Source organism: Pseudomonas frederiksbergensis, from assembly GCF_003732275.1.
GTDB classification, from domain to species: domain Bacteria; phylum Pseudomonadota; class Gammaproteobacteria; order Pseudomonadales; family Pseudomonadaceae; genus Aquipseudomonas; species Aquipseudomonas frederiksbergensis_H.
The window spans coordinates 313,137-333,267 of the sequence record NZ_MOBM01000038.1; the positions used below are offsets into that span (position 1 = coordinate 313,137).

The 20,131-nt window shown below is 60.2% G+C and carries 16 protein-coding genes and 1 pseudogene; 15 read left to right on the plus strand and 2 right to left on the minus strand.

Annotated elements, in window-relative coordinates:
- Positions 1-37 precede the first annotated feature (37 nt).
- Positions 38-442, plus strand: coding sequence for a fe2+ zn2+ uptake regulation protein (locus BK662_RS20740; RefSeq protein ID WP_123359617.1), 405 nt, complete (start codon positions 38-40; stop codon positions 440-442).
- Here the strand turns inward: BK662_RS20740 and BK662_RS20745 are convergent.
- The gene (locus BK662_RS20745) at positions 432-620 is read right to left on the minus strand and encodes a hypothetical protein (protein ID WP_007901365.1); all 189 of its coding nucleotides are present in this window, start codon (positions 618-620) and stop codon (positions 432-434) included. The two genes, BK662_RS20740 and BK662_RS20745, sit on opposite strands and share 11 nt — an antisense overlap.
- A gap of 153 nt (positions 621-773) precedes the next feature.
- On the opposite strand from BK662_RS20745, the gene BK662_RS34915 reads away from it, so the two are divergent.
- Complete coding sequence (locus BK662_RS34915) at positions 774-911, plus strand: hypothetical protein (RefSeq protein ID WP_185047172.1); 138 nt, start codon at positions 774-776, stop codon at positions 909-911.
- A gap of 12 nt (positions 912-923) precedes the next feature.
- Here the strand turns inward: BK662_RS34915 and BK662_RS20750 are convergent.
- Positions 924-1,851: pseudogene (locus BK662_RS20750) on the minus strand (LysR family transcriptional regulator).
- Positions 1,852-1,969: 118 nt separating this feature from the next.
- Here BK662_RS20750 and BK662_RS20755 point away from each other — a divergent pair.
- From BK662_RS20755 to BK662_RS20815, 13 genes are all read left to right on the plus strand, one after another.
- The gene (locus BK662_RS20755) at positions 1,970-2,965 is read left to right on the plus strand and encodes an aldo/keto reductase (protein WP_123359618.1); all 996 of its coding nucleotides are present in this window, start codon (positions 1,970-1,972) and stop codon (positions 2,963-2,965) included.
- Positions 2,966-3,135: 170 nt separating this feature from the next.
- Complete coding sequence (locus BK662_RS20760) at positions 3,136-3,582, plus strand: DUF411 domain-containing protein (RefSeq protein ID WP_123359619.1); 447 nt, start codon at positions 3,136-3,138, stop codon at positions 3,580-3,582.
- On the plus strand, positions 3,582-4,016 hold the full coding sequence (locus BK662_RS20765) for a YqaA family protein (RefSeq protein WP_123359620.1): 435 nt from the start codon (positions 3,582-3,584) through the stop codon (positions 4,014-4,016). Before BK662_RS20760 ends, BK662_RS20765 begins: the two co-directional genes overlap by 1 nt.
- A gap of 172 nt (positions 4,017-4,188) precedes the next feature.
- The gene (locus tag BK662_RS20770) at positions 4,189-5,238 is read left to right on the plus strand and encodes an alpha/beta fold hydrolase (protein WP_123359621.1); all 1,050 of its coding nucleotides are present in this window, start codon (positions 4,189-4,191) and stop codon (positions 5,236-5,238) included.
- A 14-nt stretch (positions 5,239-5,252) separates the two neighbouring features.
- Positions 5,253-6,200, plus strand: a complete 948-nt coding sequence (locus tag BK662_RS20775) for a D-2-hydroxyacid dehydrogenase family protein (protein ID WP_123359622.1) — start codon at positions 5,253-5,255, stop codon at positions 6,198-6,200.
- 590 nt (positions 6,201-6,790) lie between these two features.
- Positions 6,791-8,377, plus strand: a complete 1,587-nt coding sequence (gene glgA / locus BK662_RS20780; protein WP_123359623.1) for a glycogen synthase GlgA — start codon at positions 6,791-6,793, stop codon at positions 8,375-8,377.
- Between the two features lie 13 nt (positions 8,378-8,390).
- Positions 8,391-10,187 carry a malto-oligosyltrehalose trehalohydrolase gene (treZ, locus tag BK662_RS20785; protein WP_123359624.1) on the plus strand — a complete coding sequence of 599 codons (1,797 nt, stop codon included), beginning with the start codon at positions 8,391-8,393 and terminating at the stop codon, positions 10,185-10,187.
- Positions 10,184-12,262, plus strand: coding sequence for a 4-alpha-glucanotransferase (gene malQ, locus BK662_RS20790; RefSeq protein WP_123359625.1), 2,079 nt, complete (start codon positions 10,184-10,186; stop codon positions 12,260-12,262). The genes treZ and malQ overlap by 4 nt, the downstream gene beginning before the upstream one ends.
- Positions 12,259-15,057 (plus strand): malto-oligosyltrehalose synthase, encoded by a 2,799-nt coding sequence (locus BK662_RS20795; protein ID WP_123359626.1) that lies wholly within the window; start codon positions 12,259-12,261, stop codon positions 15,055-15,057. The genes malQ and BK662_RS20795 overlap by 4 nt, the downstream gene beginning before the upstream one ends.
- Before the next feature lie 21 nt (positions 15,058-15,078).
- The gene (locus BK662_RS20800; RefSeq protein WP_123359627.1) at positions 15,079-15,429 is read left to right on the plus strand and encodes a DUF2934 domain-containing protein; all 351 of its coding nucleotides are present in this window, start codon (positions 15,079-15,081) and stop codon (positions 15,427-15,429) included.
- Between the two features lie 177 nt (positions 15,430-15,606).
- Positions 15,607-17,766 (plus strand): glycogen debranching protein GlgX, encoded by a 2,160-nt coding sequence (gene glgX, locus BK662_RS20805; RefSeq protein WP_123359628.1) that lies wholly within the window; start codon positions 15,607-15,609, stop codon positions 17,764-17,766.
- A gap of 336 nt (positions 17,767-18,102) precedes the next feature.
- Positions 18,103-18,861 (plus strand): PIG-L deacetylase family protein, encoded by a 759-nt coding sequence (locus BK662_RS20810; protein ID WP_123359629.1) that lies wholly within the window; start codon positions 18,103-18,105, stop codon positions 18,859-18,861.
- 245 nt (positions 18,862-19,106) lie between these two features.
- A complete protein-coding gene (locus tag BK662_RS20815) occupies positions 19,107-19,946 on the plus strand; it encodes an endonuclease/exonuclease/phosphatase family protein (protein ID WP_123359630.1) in 840 nt (279 codons plus the stop codon).
- Positions 19,947-20,131 lie beyond the last annotated feature (185 nt).

Below are 20,131 nucleotides of genomic sequence, written 5' to 3' on the forward strand. Positions count from 1 at the left end.
ACTTTTTCCTGATCAGGCTCTGAAAAGGAGTTTTTGCATGTACAACCCGCAACTGCCAACGGACGGTAGCCATGCGCCAAAGGCCAGCACCCTGGGCTCCGGCGTTTTCAATCAACCAGCCGAACGCCACGGCAACGAACGGATCAGGTTTCTGCTCAAGAGTTTTGGCCTGCGTACCAGCCTGATTCGCCTCAAAGTCATCGACGCCTTGCTGACCGCCGCCGAAAGCGACCGCAGCCTGGGGGTGCGTGGCGTCCACAGTCACTTGCTGGACCTGGACATTCCCCTGTCCTTTCTCAGTGTCCGTGAAGTGTTGAAACGCTTGTGCGGTGAAGGCGTGATCACCCTCAATCCGGACAAAAGCTACAGCCTGCATCCACAGGCCGCCGCTGTCCTCTACAGCGAGCAATCTGGCCAGGGGGCGTCGTCGCTCAAGGCTTGACCTTGCGACGCATCACGCCATTGATCACCACCACGAGCACTGCCACGCCAATGGCGATGTACTGGAACAGCTGTTCGGTGATGATTCCCGCATTTTGCAGCCAGGAAAGGCCGAACATGATCCCCAGTACCACCAGGGAAATCAGAATCGAGTATTTCAAACGTTGCGACTGGGTCATTGCGGGTTCCTGAACCAAAAAATGTATCCGGCTTGTATCCGATTGCATGCCAAGCCACTACCGTTCTGCGGGAATGAGGGGCTGCAAACGAGGTCTTATGTTACAGCCCATGACGCGTTTTGACTTCATAGCGGCGATTACCCGGATTTCGAAATGTTTCGTCGAATCACATTGCTGATTCCCTTGCTTGCTCTCCTGACCCTGAGTGGCTGCATCGTTTTCCCCCACGGCGGCTGGCATGGCGATCACCATTACGACCATGGCGCACCCGGTTATTATCAACATCGATAATATGGAACTCGCTCAGGTACTTGAGTCATTTCTATAGAAGCCATTCACCGACTGCGCACAGAGCTCCACCATCCCAGTCGACGAACACCCGCACCCGTCGGGACAACTGGCGATGAGGAGGATAGAGCGCCGTCAGCGGCATACCCGGTGGCGGCACATCCCTCAGTACCTCGATCAAACGCCCCTCCTTCAGTTGGCGGGCAACGTGATAATACGGGGTCTGGACCAAGCCATATCCCGCCTCACACGCCGCCAGATAGCCATCGGCGCTATTGACCGAAACGTGCTTGGGCAGATCGATCAACCGCAGGTGGTCATCGACTGCAAATTCCAGTCCGTAGCGTTTGCCTGTGCTATTGGAAAAGTATTCCACCATCTGATGACCTTTCAGATCCTCCAGGCACAGCGGAGTCCCACGACGCTGCAAGTATTCCGGGCTGGCACAGGTGACCTGGTCCAGCATGCACAGCGGGCGCGCCACCAGTGATTCGTCCAGAGTCGAGCCACCGCGCAACACGCAATCGACGCCTTCGCGAATCAGATCCACAGGCCGGTCATTCAAACCGATCTCCAGTTCGATCAATGGATATCGGGTGGTGAACTGCGGCAATGCCGGGATCACGATCAAACGCCCCACTCCCGCGGGCATATCCACTCGCAGCAAACCTTTGGGGTTGTGGCGAGCAGCGGAAAATACCGCTTCGGTTTCCTCCAGATCCGCCAGCAACCGCACGCAACGCGGGTAATAAGCCGCGCCATCAAGCGTCAAGCTGATCTGCCGGGTGGTGCGTTGCAGCAGTTGCACCCCCAGATGAGCCTCGAGTTGCTTGATCAGAATGGTCACCGAAGCCCGGGGCAATTGCAGGCTGTCCGCCGCTTTGGCAAAGCCGCCCAGTTCGACGATTCGGGTGAATACGCGCATGGCGTTTAAACGGTCCATTGCTTTGGCTTACCGGCTTATTATTTAGAAATTACAAATAGTGATAGCAGTTTTAGCCGGTTTATCTTGTTTCTGTCGAGGTTAACAATAGGTTTTCAATTCACAGGGAGCTAATTTCATGCAAACACGTCAACTGGGCAAAAACGGCCCGCAGGTGAGCGCGATAGGTCTGGGCTGCATGGGCATGACCGATTTCTACACCACCGGCGTGGACACCCGCGAAGCCACGGCCACTTTGCACCGCGCGCTGGAACTGGGGGTCAACCTGCTCGACACGGCAGACATGTACGGTCCACATACCAACGAAGAACTGATCGGCAAGGCCATTGTCGGCAAGCGTGAGCAAGTGTTTCTGGCCAGTAAGTTCGGCATTGTCCGCGACCCATCCAACCCCGGTACACGAGGCGTCAACGGGCGACCGGAATATATTCGCGACGCTATCGACGGCACCCTCAAGCGCCTTGGTGTGGAAACCCTGGATTTGTATTACCAGCACCGCATTGATCCGCAGGTGGCCATCGAGGAAACCGTAGGCGCCATGGCGGAACTGGTGAAGGCCGGCAAGGTGCGTTACCTGGGATTGAGTGAAGCATCGGTCGCCACGCTGGAGCGAGCGAACAAGGTTCATCCGATCAGCGCACTGCAAAGTGAGTATTCGCTGTGGAGCCGCGATCAGGAGGAGAACGGTTGCCTGGCCGCGTGCCAGCGTCTGGGCGTTGCCTTTGTCCCTTACAGCCCGTTGGGCCGGGGTTTTTTGACCGGTGCTCTGAGAAGCCCGGATGATTTCGCAGCCGATGATTACCGTCGCTTCAGCCCACGTTTTCAAGGGGACAACTTCGCAAAAAACCTTTTGCTGGTGCAACAGGTGCAGGCCCTGGCCGCCGACAAGGGTGTGACGGCGGGCCAACTGGCGTTGGCGTGGGTCTTGGCCCAAGGGGATTACCTGATCCCGATTCCAGGCACCAAACAGCGTAAATACCTGGAAGAAAATGTGGCGGCGCTGGACGTGAAATTGAGCCGCGAAGAGTTGCAGGCCCTGGAAGCGATATTCCCGGCCAATGCCACGGCAGGCCTGCGTTATCCGGAAGAAGTCATGAAGTTGCTTGACCGATAGCAGGTGCCCGGCCCACAGGCAGCGTCGCGCAGAAGCCCGGTCAGGCTGGCATGCCCCCTCGCCACAGGGGTTAACCCAAGGCTGTATTACTTCGAAACAATCCCCTGTCTCTTTGTTGGGTAAACGGGTCAAAATGCATCTTTTTGGCCACAACCCGAGACGAGATCTCCATGCGAACCCACCTGCGTCTGGTCGCCCTGAGCGCGCTCTTCATCTCTTCCCTGGCCCAGGCCGCCGACCTGATCCCTATCGAGGTTCACCGCGACGCCAATTGCGGCTGCTGCAAAAAATGGGTCAGTCATCTGGAAGCCAACGGTTTCAAGGTCGAAGACCATGTTGAAGCCGATATGAGCCAATTCAAGCAACAGCACGGTGTGCCACCTCGCCTCGCGTCGTGTCACACCGGCCTTATCAACGGCAAATTCGTCGAAGGCCATGTGCCGGCCGATCAAGTACTGGCCTTGAGCAAGCGCGACGATCTGTTGGGGGTTGCTGCCCCTGGCATGCCCATGGGATCGCCCGGCATGGAAATGGACGGCATGAGCGATGCCTACCAAGTGATCGGTCTGAAAAAGGACGGCACTGACGTAGTGGTGGCGGACTACCCCGCCCATTGATGTTCGGCGCCTACATCGGGCTGTTTCTCGCGGCATTCGGTGCCGCGACGTTGCTGCCCTTGCAATCTGAAGCCGTGCTGGTGGGGCTGTTGCTCAGCGACCGGTATTGGCTTTGGTCGCTGCTGACCATCGCAACGCTGGGCAACGTGCTGGGGTCGCTGCTGAACTGGTGGCTGGGGCGCGGCATCGAGCGGTTTCACGAACGGCGCTGGTTTCCGGTCAGCCCTCGCCATCTCGAGCAAGCCCAAAAGCACTATCAGCGCTATGGTCATTGGTCATTGTTGCTCAGTTGGGTGCCCATTATCGGCGACCCTCTGACGCTGGTGGCCGGCGTCATGCGCGAACCGTTGGGGCGTTTCCTGATGATCGTGACGCTCGCCAAGGGCGCCCGCTACGGTGTATTGGCCCTTGCTACGCTGGGGTGGATGGGTTGAACGATCATGCAGGGCCATGGCCCAATGCCCGTCAGTTAAAGTGCGCAACCTGTGGGATCGCCGCACCGCCGCTCCCACATGGATTGCGCTCGGCATTACGGTCGTGACCTATGTTTAATGTCACCCTAATCATGCCGATCCAGCATCGGCGGATTTCCTGTGGAGTTCACCCATGTCGCCCACTTTCTCCCGCTGGTTACCGGGCCTGCTGCTGACGGCGGCACTGCCCGCTCTCGTTCATACCCAGAACCAGGCCCAACCCAAGGTCGAAACGCCGGAATACGGCCCGGAACTTCAGGGCTTCGAGTACCCCTACACGGTCAAACACTTCGCTTTTGAATCCCAGGGAAAATCCCTGCAAATGGGTTACATGGACGTCGCCGCCCTTGGCAAGGCCAACGGGCGCAGCGTAGTGCTGATGCATGGAAAAAATTTCTGCGGTGCCACTTGGGACAGCTCGATCAAGGCGCTGAGCGAGGCCGGTTACCGGGTCATCGCCCCCGACCAGATCGGCTTCTGCACCTCCAGCAAACCGGACCACTATCAATACAGCTTCCAGCAACTGGCGGCCAACACCCAGCAACTGCTCAAGGCTCTGGGCATCCAGAAAGCCACCCTGCTCGGCCACTCTACCGGCGGCATGCTCGCCACCCGCTATGCACTGCAATACCCCGATCAAGTCGAACAACTGGCGCTGGTCAATCCCATCGGCCTGGAAGACTGGAAAGCCCTTGGCGTGCCCTATCTCACGGTTGACCAATGGTATGAGCGCGAGCTGAAAGTCACGGCGCAAGGTATCCATGACTACCAACGCAGCACCTATTACGATGGCCGCTGGAAGCCGGAATTTGACCGTTGGGTGAACATGTACGCAGGCTTGGCCAAAGGGCCGGGCAAAACAGCGGTGGCGTGGAACTCGGCGCTGATCTACGACATGATCTTCACCCAACCGGTGTACTACGAGTTCAAGGACCTGAAGGTGCCGACCCTGCTGCTGATCGGCACTTCCGACACCACGGCCATCAACAAGAACATCGCACCACCCGAGGTCAAGGCGAAAATCGGTCATTACGACGTACTCGGCAAGCAAGTGGCGAAACTGATTCCCCGGTCGACGCTGATCGAATTTCCCGGCATGGGCCACGCGCCGCAGATGGAGGAACCGGCGAAATTCCATCAGGCGTTGCTCGGCTGGCTGAACCAAACCAATACCGTTCCTTGATGAGGTAAAGGCTGATGCAGATTGCGGTGATCGATGACTGGCAGGACGTGGCTCGCGACGTGGTGGACTGGTCGGTGCTGGACAGCATCGGCCAGGTGAGTTTTATCCATGACTACCCTGCCGACAACGAAACCCTGGCCGAGCGGCTCGGCGCATTCGAGGTGATCTGCGTAATGCGCGAGCGCACCCGGTTCGACGAAGACCTGCTGCGCCGCTTGTCCGCACTCAAACTGCTGGTCACCGGCGGCATGCGCAATGCCGCCCTGGACCTGAAAGCCGCCGCCGTGCTGGGCATTCAGGTCTGCGGCACGGACAGCTACAAACATGCCGCCCCCGAACTGACCTGGGCGCTGATCATGGCCGCGACCCGCAACCTGGTGGCCGAAGCCAACGCCTTGCGCGCAGGTCAGTGGCAACAAGGGTTGGGCGGCGACCTGCAGGGCAAGACCTTGGCGATTCTCGGGCTGGGCAGCATTGGTCAACGGGTAGCCCGGTTCGGGCAGGTGTTCGGCATGCGGGTGATTGCCTGGAGCGAAAACCTGACCGCCGAACGGGCTGCCGAGGTCGACGTCACCTATGTCAGCAAGCAGGAACTGTTCGAGCAGGCCGATGTGTTGTCGGTCCATCTGGTGCTCAGCGAGCGCAGCCGAGGGCTGGTGGACGCTCAGGCACTGGACTGGATGAAACCCACGGCATGGCTGGTCAACACCGCTCGCGGGCCGATTGTCGATGAGTCCGCATTGATCAAGGCACTTCAGAAAAAACGCCTGGCGGGCGCTGCGCTGGACGTGTTCGAGCACGAGCCGTTGCCCCGCCATCATCCCTTCAGAACGCTGGAAAACGTGCTGGCCACGCCTCATGTCGGGTATGTCAGCCGGCAGAATTACCAACTGTTCTTTTCGCAAATGATCGAGGACATACAGGCCTGGGCGGCTGGGGAGCCGGTTCGGATTCTGAGCTGAGACCGCGTTATCGTTCTTCGCGAGCAGGCTCGCTCCCACATTTGGCTTTGCTCACGCATCCTGTGCACACCCGAGATCCAATGTAGGAGCGAGCCTGCTCGCGATGAGGCCCTCAAACCCACTACATTCCGCCCTGCGCACCGCAATGGTGCAACCCACATCCCATCACGCCCGATTATCGTGACTTCCCAGTCCCGATTTGACCCATGCAAAAAAATAAACCTGCCCTTCGTCGGTGCATCTCCCTACAAAACCCCATGCCTGTACTCTCTTTTGACCGATTGTCGAACAATTTCACCCGTTGGCCGACCCCGCTCTAAGTTCTGGCCTAGACTGATTTTCGCGGAGTAAAACCGGCTAGTCATTCGGTGAAAATAATCGAAACTTTTGGTGCTGGCCTCGTGTCAGGTTAAAGGTAGGGCCACAGCGACTGGTGCATTCCTTGCAACAGCCACTTCACCCATTCTGCTTCAGCGCATGGGCAGCACTTGCTCACCGATGCGTAGCGCGTTTGCGCCCGGCCACAGGATTTGGCCACGAACACCGTTTGTGCCAGGCCTAGAATTAGATCAACAACACGGGAGATTCATATGATCAGTGCGGCTTTAGATATCCAGGGAGAACGTGCTCATCAGCAGGTCGGGGAAACGAGCACCGTCGGTGTCCTCAATGCCAAATCAGTCAATATGCCGATCCCCAAGACGCTGACACCGGCAGCCAGCCAGAATCCCAACAAGAAGAAAGTCCTGTTCGTCACCTCGGAGATTGCCGACCTGGTAAAGACCGGAGGTCTTGGCGACGTTTCCGCCGCACTGCCCCGGGCGATGGCGCATCTGCACGATGTCCGTGTGCTGATCCCCGGTTATCCGCAAGTAATGAACAGCGAAAACCCGATTCATATCATTGGTGAACTGGGCGGGCACGCAGCATTGCCGCCTTGCAAGATCGGGCGCATGGACATGCCCGACGGCCTGGTCATTTACGTGTTGATCTGCCCTGAATTGTACGAGCGCGAAGGTTCACCCTACGGCGCCAACAACGGCCGCGACTGGCCGGACAACCATATTCGTTTCGCTCGACTGGGCCTAGCAGCGGCCGATATCGCCGCCAATCTCGCCCAAATTCACTGGTGCCCGGACCTGGTGCATGCTCACGACTGGCCGGCTGGCCTGGCCCCCGCCTATATGCACTGGCGCGGTCAACGCACCCCGACCCTGTTCACCATCCACAACCTGGCATACCAGGGCGTCATCAGCCTTGGCTCGTGCCCGGAACTCGGGATCCCCATGCATGCCTTGCAACAGGAAGGCATGGAGTTTTACGGCAAGATGTCGTTCCTCAAAGCTGGCATGGCCTACTCGAGCCACATCACCACCGTCAGCGCCACCTATGCCCAGGAAATCACCACGCCAGCCTTCGGCTGCGGCCTCGACGGTTTTCTCGCCGCCAAGACCCAGCAAGGTCTGCTCAGCGGGATTCCCAATGGCATCGATGAGAGCTGGGATGCAGCGACCGATCCGCACCTGTTCCACCCCTTCGGCATCGGCGACTGGGACGGTAAAGCAGTCAATGCCATGCACGTTCGCAGACTGTTCGACCTCGAAGACTCCGAAGGTCCACTGTTCGCCGTGGTTTCGCGGCTGGTCTATCAGAAAGGCCTGGACCTGACCGAAGCAGTGGCCGAATACATTGTCGACAATGGCGGGCAAATCGCGATCATCGGCCGTGGCGAACCGGAAGAAGAACAAGCCATGCGTGAACTGGCGTTGCGCTTCCCCGGGCAAGTCGGCGTACACATCGGCTTCAATGAAACCGACGCCCGCCGGATGTTTGCCGGCAGTGATTTCCTGCTGATGCCTTCGCGTTACGAACCCTGCGGCCTGAGCCAGATGTACGCCCAGCGCTTCGGTTCATTGCCGGTGGCCCGCAATACCGGTGGTTTGGCCGACACCATTGAAAACGGTGTGACCGGTTTCCTCTTCGACGAATCCACGGTGGAGAGTTATCGCGAAGCCCTGAGCCGCGCGTTCAAGGTGTTCGCCTTCCCGGATCTGCTCAACGCGATGCGTTGCCGAGCCATGGCGGCGCCTTTCAACTGGTGCAAGGCCGTCGAACCCTACGCCGAACTCTACGAACAGCTGGTGGCTAAAGCCCTGGGAAAATCGGGCAAACAGTAAGAGGCTTTCAACGATGCCGTTACGGACCCTTGAGACCTGGCCCCACGGCGCAATCATGCTGGACGCAGAACACACGCGTTTTGCCTTGTGGGCGCCAGATGCGTTTTTCGTCAGTCTCGAACTGGAAGATGGGCAATCACTGCCACTGCTGCCTCAGGCCGATGGCTGGTTTGTGATCAACACCCGCTGCCCCGCGGGTACCCGCTACCGCTACAACATCGATGGCGAGCTGGAGGTGCCGGACCCGGCCTCCCGCGCCCAGGCGGGCGATATCGACAGCCACAGCGTGGTGGTCGATCCCCTCGCCTATCGGTGGCACCACAGCGCCTGGCAGGGTCGACCGTGGAATGAGGCGGTGATCTACGAACTGCACGTCGGTGCACTCGGCGGCTTCAGCCAGGTTGAGCAGCATCTGGAGCACCTGGTCGAGCTGGGTATTACCGCCATCGAACTGATGCCGCTGGCGCAGTTCCCCGGCGAGCGTAACTGGGGCTATGACGGGGTTTTGCTTTACGCGCCGCAAGCTTCCTATGGCTCGCCCGAACAACTCAAACACCTGATCGACACGGCCCACGGCCACGGCCTGGCGGTGATTCTCGACGTGGTCTACAACCACTTCGGCCCGGATGGCAATTACCTGCATCGCTACGCCAAAGGCTTTTTCCGCGAAGACAAACACACCCCGTGGGGCGCGGCGATCGACTTCCGGCGGCGCGAGGTGCGCGACTTCTTTATCGACAACGCGCTGATGTGGTTGCTGGAGTACCGCTTCGACGGCCTGCGCCTGGACGCGGTGCATGCCATCGAAGACCCGGACTTTCTTCAAGAGCTGGCGCAACGGGTGCGGCGGCAAACCGATCCGGCGCGGCACGTGTGGCTCATGGCGGAAAACGAGCACAACCAGGCCAGCCTGCTGGAGCAAGGTTTTGACGCGCAGTGGAACGACGACGGCCATAACGCCCTGCACGTTCTGCTCACGGGTGAAACCGACGCCTATTACGCCGACTATGCCGAGCACCCCACCGAACAGCTCGCCCGCTGCCTGAGCCAGGGCTTCGTGTTTCAAGGCCACATCACCCGTCACGGTACGGCGCGCGGTGAACCGAGCGGTCACTTGCCGCCCACAGCCTTCGTGCTATTTCTGCAGAACCACGACCAGATCGGCAATCGCGCCTTTGGCGAACGCCTGCATCAGTTGGCCCATCCTGATGCCCTTTATGCCGCCACTGCGTTGCTGCTGTTGTCGCCGATGATTCCGCTGATGTTCATGGGCGATGAGTTTGCCGTCGAGCAACCGTTCCTGTTCTTCACCAGCCACCACGGTGAATTGGCGGAACTGGTGCGCGAAGGACGACGCAACGAGTTCGCAGCGTTCAGCGCCTTTGCCGACCCGCACAAACGCGAGCAGATTCCCGATCCGAACGCGACGCAGACCTTCGAAGCTTCACGGCCGACACTGACCACCAGCCGCCAATCGCCGATTTACGCTCTGTATCGCCAACTGCTGCAGATCCGCCACCGACACATCATCCCGCACCTGCCCGGCGCCCAGGCGCTGGGTGCGCAGGTACTGGCCGAGGGTGCGGTGACGGCGCGCTGGCGGCTGGGCGATGGCAGTCAGTTGCGCATTGACCTGAACCTCAGCGATGCACCTGCGGTCCACACCCCACAGGCCGACGCGACATTGCTGTTCGAACACCCGCCACAATCGGCCGGTCTGTTGAATCAGGGCATGCTTGCCCCGTATTGCGCGCTAGTCAGCCTCACGGCCGCAGCCCCTTTGCTACCCCCGGATGGAGAGCGCCCATGAGCAATGCGCAACTGGAAATACTGGCCAGCCGAGCAGGCTTGGCCGTCGACTGGATCGACGCCAATGGCCGTCCACAGAAAGTCACCCCGGCGGTGTTGCGCTCGGTGCTGGCCGGGCTTGGCCATCCCGCCGGCAGCGCTCAGGAAATCGACGCCAGCCTGCTGCAACTGCAGGAGGTGCAACAAACCCGGCACCTGCCACCGCTGTTGACCTGCGACGTGGGCGTCGGCCTTGATCTGGCCCACTACTTTGAACCGCAAACCCCGTGTGAGATCCATCTCGAAGACGGCTCACGGATTAACTTGAAGCTCGATGACAACGCTGTGTTGCCCGGGCTGGTGCCGGTGGGTTATCAGCACGTCAGCATCGACGATCAATCCTTCACCCTGGCGGTGGCACCTCAACGCTGCTACAGCGTCGGCGATGCGGTTGACAGTAAAAACCCCCGCGCCTGGGGCCTGAGCGTGCAGCTGTACTCGCTGCGTCGCCCCGGCGATGGCGGTTTCGGCGATACCCAGGCCCTCGAAGATCTGGCCCGGGTGGCCGGCGAACGGGGCGCCGAAGCGTTGGCGATCAGCCCGCTGCATGCGATGTTCAGCGGCGACACCCAACGTTACAGCCCATACTCGCCGTCCAGCCGTTTGTTCCTCAATAGCCTGTACGCGGCGCCCGGCGCGATCCTCGGTGAGCGCGCCCTGCGCACCGCGATCGACGCCACCGGCCTTGCCGCTGAGCTCAAGCACCTTGAAGCGTTGCCGCTGATCGACTGGCCCACCGCCGCCGAAGCCAAGCACCGCTTGCTCGAAGCCTTGTACGAAGGGTTCACCCACGGCGAACACCCCTTGCACCCAGACTTCAGCAGTTTCCGTCATGCCGGCGGCGAAGCACTGGAAAATCATTGCCGCTTCGAAGCGATCCAGGAAGCCCGTGCGCGGCGCGGTGAAAGCCTCGACTGGCGCGAGTGGCCCGAACAATGGCGTGACCCGCGCAGCACCGCCCTGGCGCATTTTGCCGAAGAAAATTCGACCCGCATCGGCTACTACGCATTCTGCCAATGGCTGATTGCGCGCAGCCTGGAACGCGCCCAGGCCGCCGCCCGCAGTGCAGGCATGGGCATCGGTCTGATCGCCGACCTGGCCGTTGGCGCTGACGGCGGCGGCAGCCAGGCCTGGAGTCGTCAGGACGAATTGCTCGCCTCACTGACCGTGGGTGCGCCACCAGACATCCTCAATCGTTCCGGCCAGGGTTGGGGCATTTCCGCGTTCTCTCCCGAAGGTCTGGTGCGCAACGGCTTTCGCGCATTCATCGAAATGCTGCGGGCCAACTTCGCCCATGCCGGCGGCCTGCGTATCGATCACGTCATGGGGCTGCAACGACTGTGGGTGATCCCCAACGATGCGCCGCCCAGCGACGGTGCCTACCTCTATTACCCGGTGGACGACCTGCTGCGCTTGCTGACCCTCGAATCCCATCGGCATCAGGCCGTCGTCCTCGGCGAGGACCTCGGCACCGTGCCCGAGGGTCTGCGCGAGAAACTCATCGCACGCTCGATTCTCGGCATGCGCGTGCTGCTGTTCGAACAGGACAATACTCACTTCAAGCCGATTCTTGACTGGCCGGACAACGCGCTGGCAACCACCAGCACCCACGACCTGCCGACGCTCAATGGCTGGTGGCATGGCCGCGATATTGACTGGAGCGCGCGCTTGAATCTGGTCGACGCCCCGGGGGAAATCGAATGGCGCCAACACCGTGAACGCGAGCGCGAAGGTTTGCGCCGGGTGCTGAGCGAGGACCCGCAGAATTTCCGCGAAGAGTCCCACGAAACCGATCAGGTGCTCGACGCCGCGATCCGCTTCCTCGGCCATACCCGCGCGCCGCTGGTATTGCTGCCAATGGAAGATGCCTTGGGTATCGAACAGCAGGCCAACCTGCCCGGCACCACCGATACCCATCCCAACTGGTCCCGCAGGCTGCCCGGCGACAGCGAAGCCCTGCTCGATGATCCGGACGCCGCACGGCGCCTGGAACTGCTCGCCTGTGCACGACTTCAGGCGGCCGAGCGTGACCAATGAATCAACCGTTCATCCAACCGCTGCGGGCGACTCTGCGGCTGCAATTTCATAAAGGTTTCACTCTGGATCAGGCGGTGCCGCTGGTGCCGTACTTCGCCAGTCTGGGCATCAGCCATGTCTATGCCTCGCCGCTGCTCGCCGCCCGCGCGGGGTCCATGCATGGCTACGACGTGGTGGACCCGACCACGGTCAACCCAGAACTGGGCGGCGAAGCGGCATTGCGGCGTTTGGTCGGTGCATTGCGCGAACAGAACATGGGGCTGATCCTCGACATTGTCTCCAACCACATGGCCGTCGGCGGTGGCGATAACCCCTGGTGGCTCGACTTGCTGGAATGGGGGCGACTGAGCCCTTACGGCGAGTTCTTCGACATTCAATGGCACTCGCCCGACCCGTTGATGGAAGGCCAGTTGCTGCTGCCTTTTTTGGGCAGTGATTACGGCATCGCCTTGCAGGACGGCACCCTGCCCTTGCGTTTCGATGCCCGGCGCGGCGCTTTTTATGTCGAGCACTATGAGCACCACTTCCCGATTTCCCCGTCAGACTACGGCGAGCTGCTCAAGGCCGATGATCAATTGAATGCCGAGCAGGCCGAGCAGCTCAAATCCCTGGCAGACCGCTTCAGTACCTTGAGCTACCAGACTGACGCATACAGCCTGGCGATTCCGCTGAAAACGGAACTGCATGAACTCGCCAGCGATCCGGCCATTCTTCACGCCATCGAACACACCCTCGGCACGTACGACTCGCTCACCCCCGAGGGTTTCCAGCGCCTGCATAATCTGCTGGAGCGCCAGAGTTATCGCCTGGCCAGCTGGCGTACCGCGGCGGACGACATCAACTGGCGGCGTTTTTTCGATATCAATGAACTGGGTGGCCTGCGCGTCGAACGCCCGGCGGTGTTCGAGGCGACCCATGCAAAAATCTTCGAGCTGGTAGCCGAGGGTCTTGTCGACGGGCTGCGCATCGATCACATCGATGGCCTCGCCGACCCGCGTGGCTACTGCCGCAAATTGCGGCGCCGAGTCGATAGACTGGTACCGGAGCGGCACCTGCCGATCTACGTCGAGAAGATCCTCGGCGAAGGCGAAACCCTGCACCGCGACTGGTCTGTCGATGGCAGCACCGGTTACGAATTCATGAACCAGTTGTCGTTGCTGCAACACGACCCCGAAGGCGCCCAGGCCTTGGGTGAACTCTGGAGCCGGCACAGCGAACGGCCCGCCGATTTCCGCCAGGAAGCACAACTGGCGCGTCAGCAGATTCTCAACGGCTCCCTCGCCGGGGATTTCGAAAGTGTCGCCCACGCCCTGTTGCAAGTGGCCCGGGACGACCTGATGACACGGGACCTGACCCTCGGCGCAATCCGTCGGGCCTTGCAGGAACTGATCGTACACTTCCCGGTGTATCGCACTTACATCAGCCCGCTGGGCCGAAACTGCGCCCAGGACGAGGTGTTTTTCCAGCAAGCCATGGACGGTGCAAGGCAAACCCTTGGCGAAGCCGACTGGCCCGTGCTCGATTGCCTGTCCGGCTGGCTGGGTGGCCAACCCTGGCGCAAACACCCGCTGGGCCGCCCACGCAAACTGCTCAAGCATGCGTGCGTGCGCTTCCAGCAACTGACCTCACCGGCGGCGGCCAAGGCGGTGGAAGACACCGCGCTTTATCGCTCGGCGGTGCTGCTGTCGCGCAACGATGTCGGCTACAACACCGAGCAGTTCAGTGCGCCGGTGGCTGACTTCCATGCGGCCTGCGCCAATCGCCTCGCCGAATTCCCCGACAACCTGCTGGCCACCGCGACCCACGACCACAAACGCGGCGAAGACACCCGTGCGCGGCTGGCGGTGTTAAGCGAGCGCAGCGCCTGGTATGGCGCACAGGTCGAACACTGGCGAACCCTGGCCGACCAATTGCGCACTGAACCCGGCGCGCCCTCGGCGGGCGACGAGCTGATTCTTTATCAAGCGATCCTCGGCAGCTGGCCGCTGGAACTGCGCAGCGATGATCAGGTGGCGCTCGAGGACTACGCCAAACGCCTCTGGCAGTGGCAACAGAAAGCCCTGCGCGAAGCCAAGTTGCAAAGCAGCTGGAGCGCACCAAACGAGGGATATGAACAGGCGACCCATGGGTTTCTCGAACGCTTGCTGCTCAGCCCCGAAGGCCAGCCACTGCGCGCGACCATCGGTGCGGCGGCGCAGAGCATCGCCGCCCCGGGTGCGTTGAATGGCTTGGCGCAAACCTTGCTGCGAATGACTGTGCCGGGGGTACCGGATCTCTATCAGGGCAACGAGTTCTGGGACTTCACGCTGGTCGATCCGGACAACCGCCGGCCGGTGGATTACGTCAGCCGTCAGCAGGCCATGCACGTACGACTGGACCTGCCGGATCTGTTGGTGAACTGGCGTGACGGGCGCATCAAGCAAACCCTGATCGCCCATGCGTTGAGCCGACGCGCCGAGCATGCCCAGCTGTTTCAGACAGGGACTTATCAAGCCCTTGAAGTCCTCGGCAACCAGGCTCACCGGGTATTGGCGTTTGCTCGTGAATGGCAGGGAAAACGGGCTATCGTGATCGTACCGATACGCTGTGCCGAGCTGCTGGAAAACAGTGCCGAACCACAGGTTGAGGCGCCGCTGTGGGGCGATACCCGAGTCAAATTGACGTTCGCCGCGCCTGAAGAAAATCTGAAGGGACTTTTTGCAAGCGTCACAGTCACAAAACACAGGGAGCTGATGGTCAGCGCCGCGCTGGGGGATTTCCCGGTCAATCTCTTTATCCAAACTACCCAAGCTTGAGTTCAGTTCAGGAGCATTGCGATGAGTACCGACGATAAACGCATCCGCGAATTTGCCTATCAGATCTGGGAGTCCGAAGGGAAACCCGTGGGCCAGGAAGCACGCCATTGGGAGATGGCCTGCAAACTCGCCGAAGCCGAAGCACTGGCTCCCGGCAAGTCATCGAAAGCGACCGGCAGCAAACGTGTCGGCACCAAATCTGCGGTCGGCAAGCCCGACGGCAAGCTGGTCAATGCCAAGGACATCGAACCCGCACTCAAAGCCAAAACCAAGCCCAAGGCCAAACCCGCCGCCGCTTCGACAGTGATCCCGCCGGGAGAAAAATCCACGGAGAAAAAGCCTCGCGCCGCGCGTAAACCGCCAACGACCTGACGCTTTATCGCCTTGCCCCGCTTGATTTGTGGCGAGGGAGCTTGCTCCCGTTGGACTGCGAAGCGGTCCCCCTCTTTCTGGGGATAGGGGGGCCGCTTCGCGGCCCAACGGGAGCAAGCTCCCTCGCCACAGCTGACCGGCATTAGCCCAGTACCGCCCCCCAATGCAGGAGCATCTATGAGTAGTCCAAAGAAAACCGCGCCCGAACCTCGTGCCGAGGCCTCGCGAATCCGTGAAGGCCTGCCCTTCCCGCTAGGCGCGACCTGGGATGGCCTGGGGGTCAATTTCGCGCTGTTTTCGGCTAACGCGACCAAGGTCGAACTGTGCATCTTTGACGACGCCGGCGAGGTGGAAATCGAGCGTATCGAGTTACCGGAATACACCGACGAGATCTACCACGGCTACTTGCCCGACGCCCACCCGGGGTTGATCTACGGCTATCGCGTGTACGGTCCGTATGACCCGGCCAACGGCCATCGTTTCAATCCCAACAAGCTGCTGATCGATCCCTATGCCAAGCAATTGGTCGGTCGATTGAAATGGTCCGAAGCGTTGTTCGGCTACACCATCGGCCACCCTGACGCCGACCTCAGTTTCGATGAACGGGACAGCGCGCCCTTCGTGCCCAAATGCAAAGTGATCGACCCGGCCCACACCTGGGGTCATGACCATCGGGTCAGCGTGCCGTGGGACAAAACGATCATTTACGAAACACACGTACGCGGTTTCAGCATGCGTCACCCCTCCGTCCCCGAGAACCTGCGTGGCACCTTCGCCGGGTTGATGGTCGATGACGTGCTGGAACACATCCGCAAGCTCGGCGTATCGACTGTGGAATTGCTGCCGATTCATGCCTTCGTCAATGACCAGCATCTGCTGCACAAAGGCATGACCAATTACTGGGGTTACAACAGCATTGCGTTCTTTGCCCCGGACCCGCGCTACCTGGCCAGCGGCAAGATCGCCGAGTTCAAGGAGATGGTCGCGCACCTGCACGAGGCCAATCTGGAAGTGATCCTCGACGTGGTCTACAACCACACCGCCGAGGGCAACGAACAAGGCCCGACCCTGTCGATGCGCGGCATCGACAACGCCTCATACTACCGCTTGATGCCCGACGACAAGCGCTACTACATCAACGATTCCGGGACCGGTAACACCCTGGACCTGAGTCACCCGTGTGTGCTGCAAATGGTCACCGACTCCCTGCGTTACTGGGCCACGGAAATGCACGTGGACGGTTTCCGTTTTGACTTGGCGACCATTCTTGGCCGCTACCACGACGGTTTCGACGAGCGTCACAGCTTTCTCGTGGCCTGCCGTCAAGACCCGGTGCTGCGCCAGGTGAAGATGATTGCAGAAGCCTGGGATTGCGGCCCCGGTGGCTATCAAGTCGGCAACTTTCCTCCGGGTTGGGTTGAGTGGAATGACAAATTCCGCGACACCGTGCGCGCGTTCTGGAAAGGCGACGACGGCCAACTGGCGGACTTCGCCAGTCGCATGACCGCCTCCGGCGAGATGTTCAATCAGCGTGGCCGGCGGCCGTATGCCTCGGTGAACTTCGTCACCGCCCACGACGGTTTCACCCTGAACGACCTGGTGTCGTACAACGACAAACACAACGAAGCCAACGACGAGAACAATCAGGACGGCAGCAACAACAACCTGTCCTGGAACCATGGCGTCGAAGGCCCGACCGACGATCCCGAGATCAATGAACTGCGCCAGCGCCAGATGCGCAACTTCTTCGCCACCTTGCTGCTGTCCCAGGGCACGCCGATGCTGGTGGCCGGCGATGAGTTCGCTCGCACCCAGGAAGGCAATAACAATGCCTATTGCCAGGACAGCGAGATCGGTTGGGTCAATTGGGACCTGAGCGAAGACGGCAAGGCCCTGCTCAAGTTCGTCAAACGCCTGATCAAACTGCGTCTGGCCTATCCGATTCTGCGTCGCGGGCGCTTTCTGGTGGGCAATTACAACGAAGACATCGGCGTCAAGGACGTGACCTGGCTGGCCCCGGATGGCAGCGAAATGTCCATCGAACAATGGGAAGAAGGCCACGGTCGTTGCCTGGGCATGCTGCTTGATGGCCGCGCCCAGGAAACCGGCATTCGCCGCAAGGGTGCCGACGCAACGTTGCTACTGGTGGTCAACGCCCACCATGACATCGTCAATTTCCTGCTGCCGGAAGTGCCTGACGGCGGTTTCTGGACCTGCATTATCGATACCAATCAACCCTCGATTCGTGGCCAGGAACGCTTCGAGTTCGGTCACGAATATTCAGTCACCGGCCGTTCGCTGCTGCTGTTCGAATTGCAGCGTGAGGAAGACGAGTAAAAAAGGAAGCAGTCCATGTGGGAGCGAGCCTGCTCGCGATTGCGATGGCACATCCAGCATTAATGTGACTGACAGACCGCTATCGCGAGCAGGCTCGCTCCCACAGTTTTTTTTGCTGACTATTTGCAACATTCGACACAGCCCGGATCAAAAAAACCTATCAGACCAAAGGCTGAGGCGACGAATAGCATTCCATGAGCAATACTCTGCCCGCGGCAATCCAGGGTCCGGAGCGCTGCAATTGCTATTTACCCCCGCCTTCACGGGTCTGCCAGGCTTGCGTCCTGCAAGTAATACGCATGACTGAGGGCACGACAGAACAAGGAAGTAGCGCCTATGAAATCAGTTTCCATCAGCGAAAACAGTTTGCCCGCGCAGATCTGGAACAGCGCCCCGCAACTGGACAACATCCCTGTCATCAACACCGAAACACTGGTCCCGGCCGGCGCTCGCGCGGTAGTCATCGCGCCGCATCCCGGCGATGAAGTGGTGACCTGCGGTGGTCTGCTGCAGTTGCTGTGCTCCCTTGGTCATCCCCTGCAATTGATCTCGATCACCGACGGTAGCGCCAGCCATCCGGGATCGCGGCAGTGGTCGGAAAAACGCCTGAGCGTGTTCCGGCCCCAGGAAAGCGTCGAAGCCTTGCGCCGACTCGGGTTGCCGATGCACAGCCTGAAGTGGATTCGCGGCGGCTTCACTGACAACGCTCTTGCCGAGCGGGAGTCCGAATTGACCCAATTCATCGCCCGTTATCTACGCCCCGGTGATGTGGTGTTCAGCACCTGGCGCGAAGACGACCATGGCGACCACGGTGCCGTCGGCCGGGCCAGCGTCAAGGCTGCGGCCCTGGTCGACGCGACGCTCAACGAAATACCGGTCTGGGCCTGGCACTGGCCGATGCGCGATCATGGGCTGATCCCCTGGCATCGCGCGCGCAAGGTACGCCTCGACACCTGGACCGTTGCGCGCAAAAGCCACGCCACTTACGCTTACGCCAGCCAACTCGACGGCGAGCCGGCGATCGGCATCGCCCCGTTGCTGCCCCCGGTGATTCTGGAGCGCATGCGATTGCCGTATGAAATTGTGTTTGTCTAAGTTTTTCGAGGACTGTCGTTGGTAAAGGAGCTTTTGTGGCGAGGGAGCTTGCTCCCGCTGGGGCGCGAAGCGGCCCCAAAAGCTTTGCGACTGCTTCGCAGCCGAACGGGAGCAAGCTCCCTCGCCACAGGCAAGCCCCCTCACCACAGTAACCCGCTCCCACATGGGGCGGTGTCGCTCAAACTGAACTGCTGGCCCGTGCATCAGTCGCATGGAAACAGCAGCCTTGATTCAGAGGAGTGAACGTGTCCAGCGATGCCGAACGACAGGCCGTCGAATCAACGCCACCGAACACACCTCCGGCGATTCATCGACTGAGAGTACTGACGGTCAACACCCACAAAGGCTTCACCGCCCTCAACCGGCGTTTCATCCTCCCGGAACTGCGTGAAGCGGTGCGCAGCACATCGGCGGACCTGGTGTTTCTGCAGGAAGTGGTCGGTGAGCACGACCGGCATTCTTCCCGTTACAACGAGTGGCCACAGACTTCGCAATACGAGTTCCTGGCCGACAGCATGTGGAGCGATTTCGCTTACGGCCGTAACGCGGTCTATCCCGACGGCCATCACGGCAATGCCCTGCTGTCGAAATACCCGATCCGTGAATTTCGCAACCTCGACGTCTCGATCACCGGTCCCGAGCGGCGCGGGTTGTTGCACTGTGTTCTGGATGTGCCGGGGCATGCCGAAGTGCATGCCATTTGCGTGCATCTGAGCCTGTTGGAAAGCCATCGACAACTCCAGCTGCAGTTGCTCTGCCTGTTGCTCGAATCGTTGCCCGATGATGCCCCGGTGATTATTGCCGGCGACTTCAACGACTGGCAGTTGCAAGGCAACGCCGCCCTCGCCCGGCGCGACTACCTGCATGAAGCCTTCGAACGCCATCATGGCCGACCGGCGAAAACTTACCCGGCGCGTTTTCCCCTGCTGCGCCTGGACCGGATCTACCTGCGTAATGCCAGCAGTCATGAGCCTCGAATACTCGGCCATAAACCCTGGACGCATCTGTCGGACCATTTGCCGCTGGCGGTGGAGGTGCACCTGCAATACCGTCAAACAACAGTCGCCACAGACTGCCAACTCTGACAGAAAAAATGACAGCAATGGCGCACCGACGCCATTTGTTTATCCTGCGCTTGATCGTTCGTCAAACAACCGATAGCCCCCTACCCAGCGCGTCTGGACCGCATCTTTCGGGATGATTTTTTGCACAAACAACAACTTATATACACGCCAAAAATCAGTCACTTACAACGTCTAAAATAGCCATA

Bases quoted from the DNA above. Each gene is read 5' to 3' on its own strand.
- BK662_RS20740 (WP_123359617.1), top strand. From the start codon at position 38: ATGTACAACCCGCAACTGCCAACGGACGGTAGCCATGCGCCAAAGGCC.
- BK662_RS20745 (WP_007901365.1), bottom strand. From the start codon at position 620: ATGACCCAGTCGCAACGTTTGAAATACTCGATTCTGATTTCCCTGGTG.
- BK662_RS34915 (WP_185047172.1), top strand. From the start codon at position 774: ATGTTTCGTCGAATCACATTGCTGATTCCCTTGCTTGCTCTCCTGACC.
- BK662_RS20755 (WP_123359618.1), top strand. From the start codon at position 1,970: ATGCAAACACGTCAACTGGGCAAAAACGGCCCGCAGGTGAGCGCGATA.
- BK662_RS20760 (WP_123359619.1), top strand. From the start codon at position 3,136: ATGCGAACCCACCTGCGTCTGGTCGCCCTGAGCGCGCTCTTCATCTCT.
- BK662_RS20765 (WP_123359620.1), top strand. From the start codon at position 3,582: ATGTTCGGCGCCTACATCGGGCTGTTTCTCGCGGCATTCGGTGCCGCG.
- BK662_RS20770 (WP_123359621.1), top strand. From the start codon at position 4,189: ATGTCGCCCACTTTCTCCCGCTGGTTACCGGGCCTGCTGCTGACGGCG.
- BK662_RS20775 (WP_123359622.1), top strand. From the start codon at position 5,253: ATGCAGATTGCGGTGATCGATGACTGGCAGGACGTGGCTCGCGACGTG.
- glgA (WP_123359623.1), top strand. From the start codon at position 6,791: ATGATCAGTGCGGCTTTAGATATCCAGGGAGAACGTGCTCATCAGCAG.
- treZ (WP_123359624.1), top strand. From the start codon at position 8,391: ATGCCGTTACGGACCCTTGAGACCTGGCCCCACGGCGCAATCATGCTG.
- malQ (WP_123359625.1), top strand. From the start codon at position 10,184: ATGAGCAATGCGCAACTGGAAATACTGGCCAGCCGAGCAGGCTTGGCC.
- BK662_RS20795 (WP_123359626.1), top strand. From the start codon at position 12,259: ATGAATCAACCGTTCATCCAACCGCTGCGGGCGACTCTGCGGCTGCAA.
- BK662_RS20800 (WP_123359627.1), top strand. From the start codon at position 15,079: ATGAGTACCGACGATAAACGCATCCGCGAATTTGCCTATCAGATCTGG.
- glgX (WP_123359628.1), top strand. From the start codon at position 15,607: ATGAGTAGTCCAAAGAAAACCGCGCCCGAACCTCGTGCCGAGGCCTCG.
- BK662_RS20810 (WP_123359629.1), top strand. From the start codon at position 18,103: ATGAAATCAGTTTCCATCAGCGAAAACAGTTTGCCCGCGCAGATCTGG.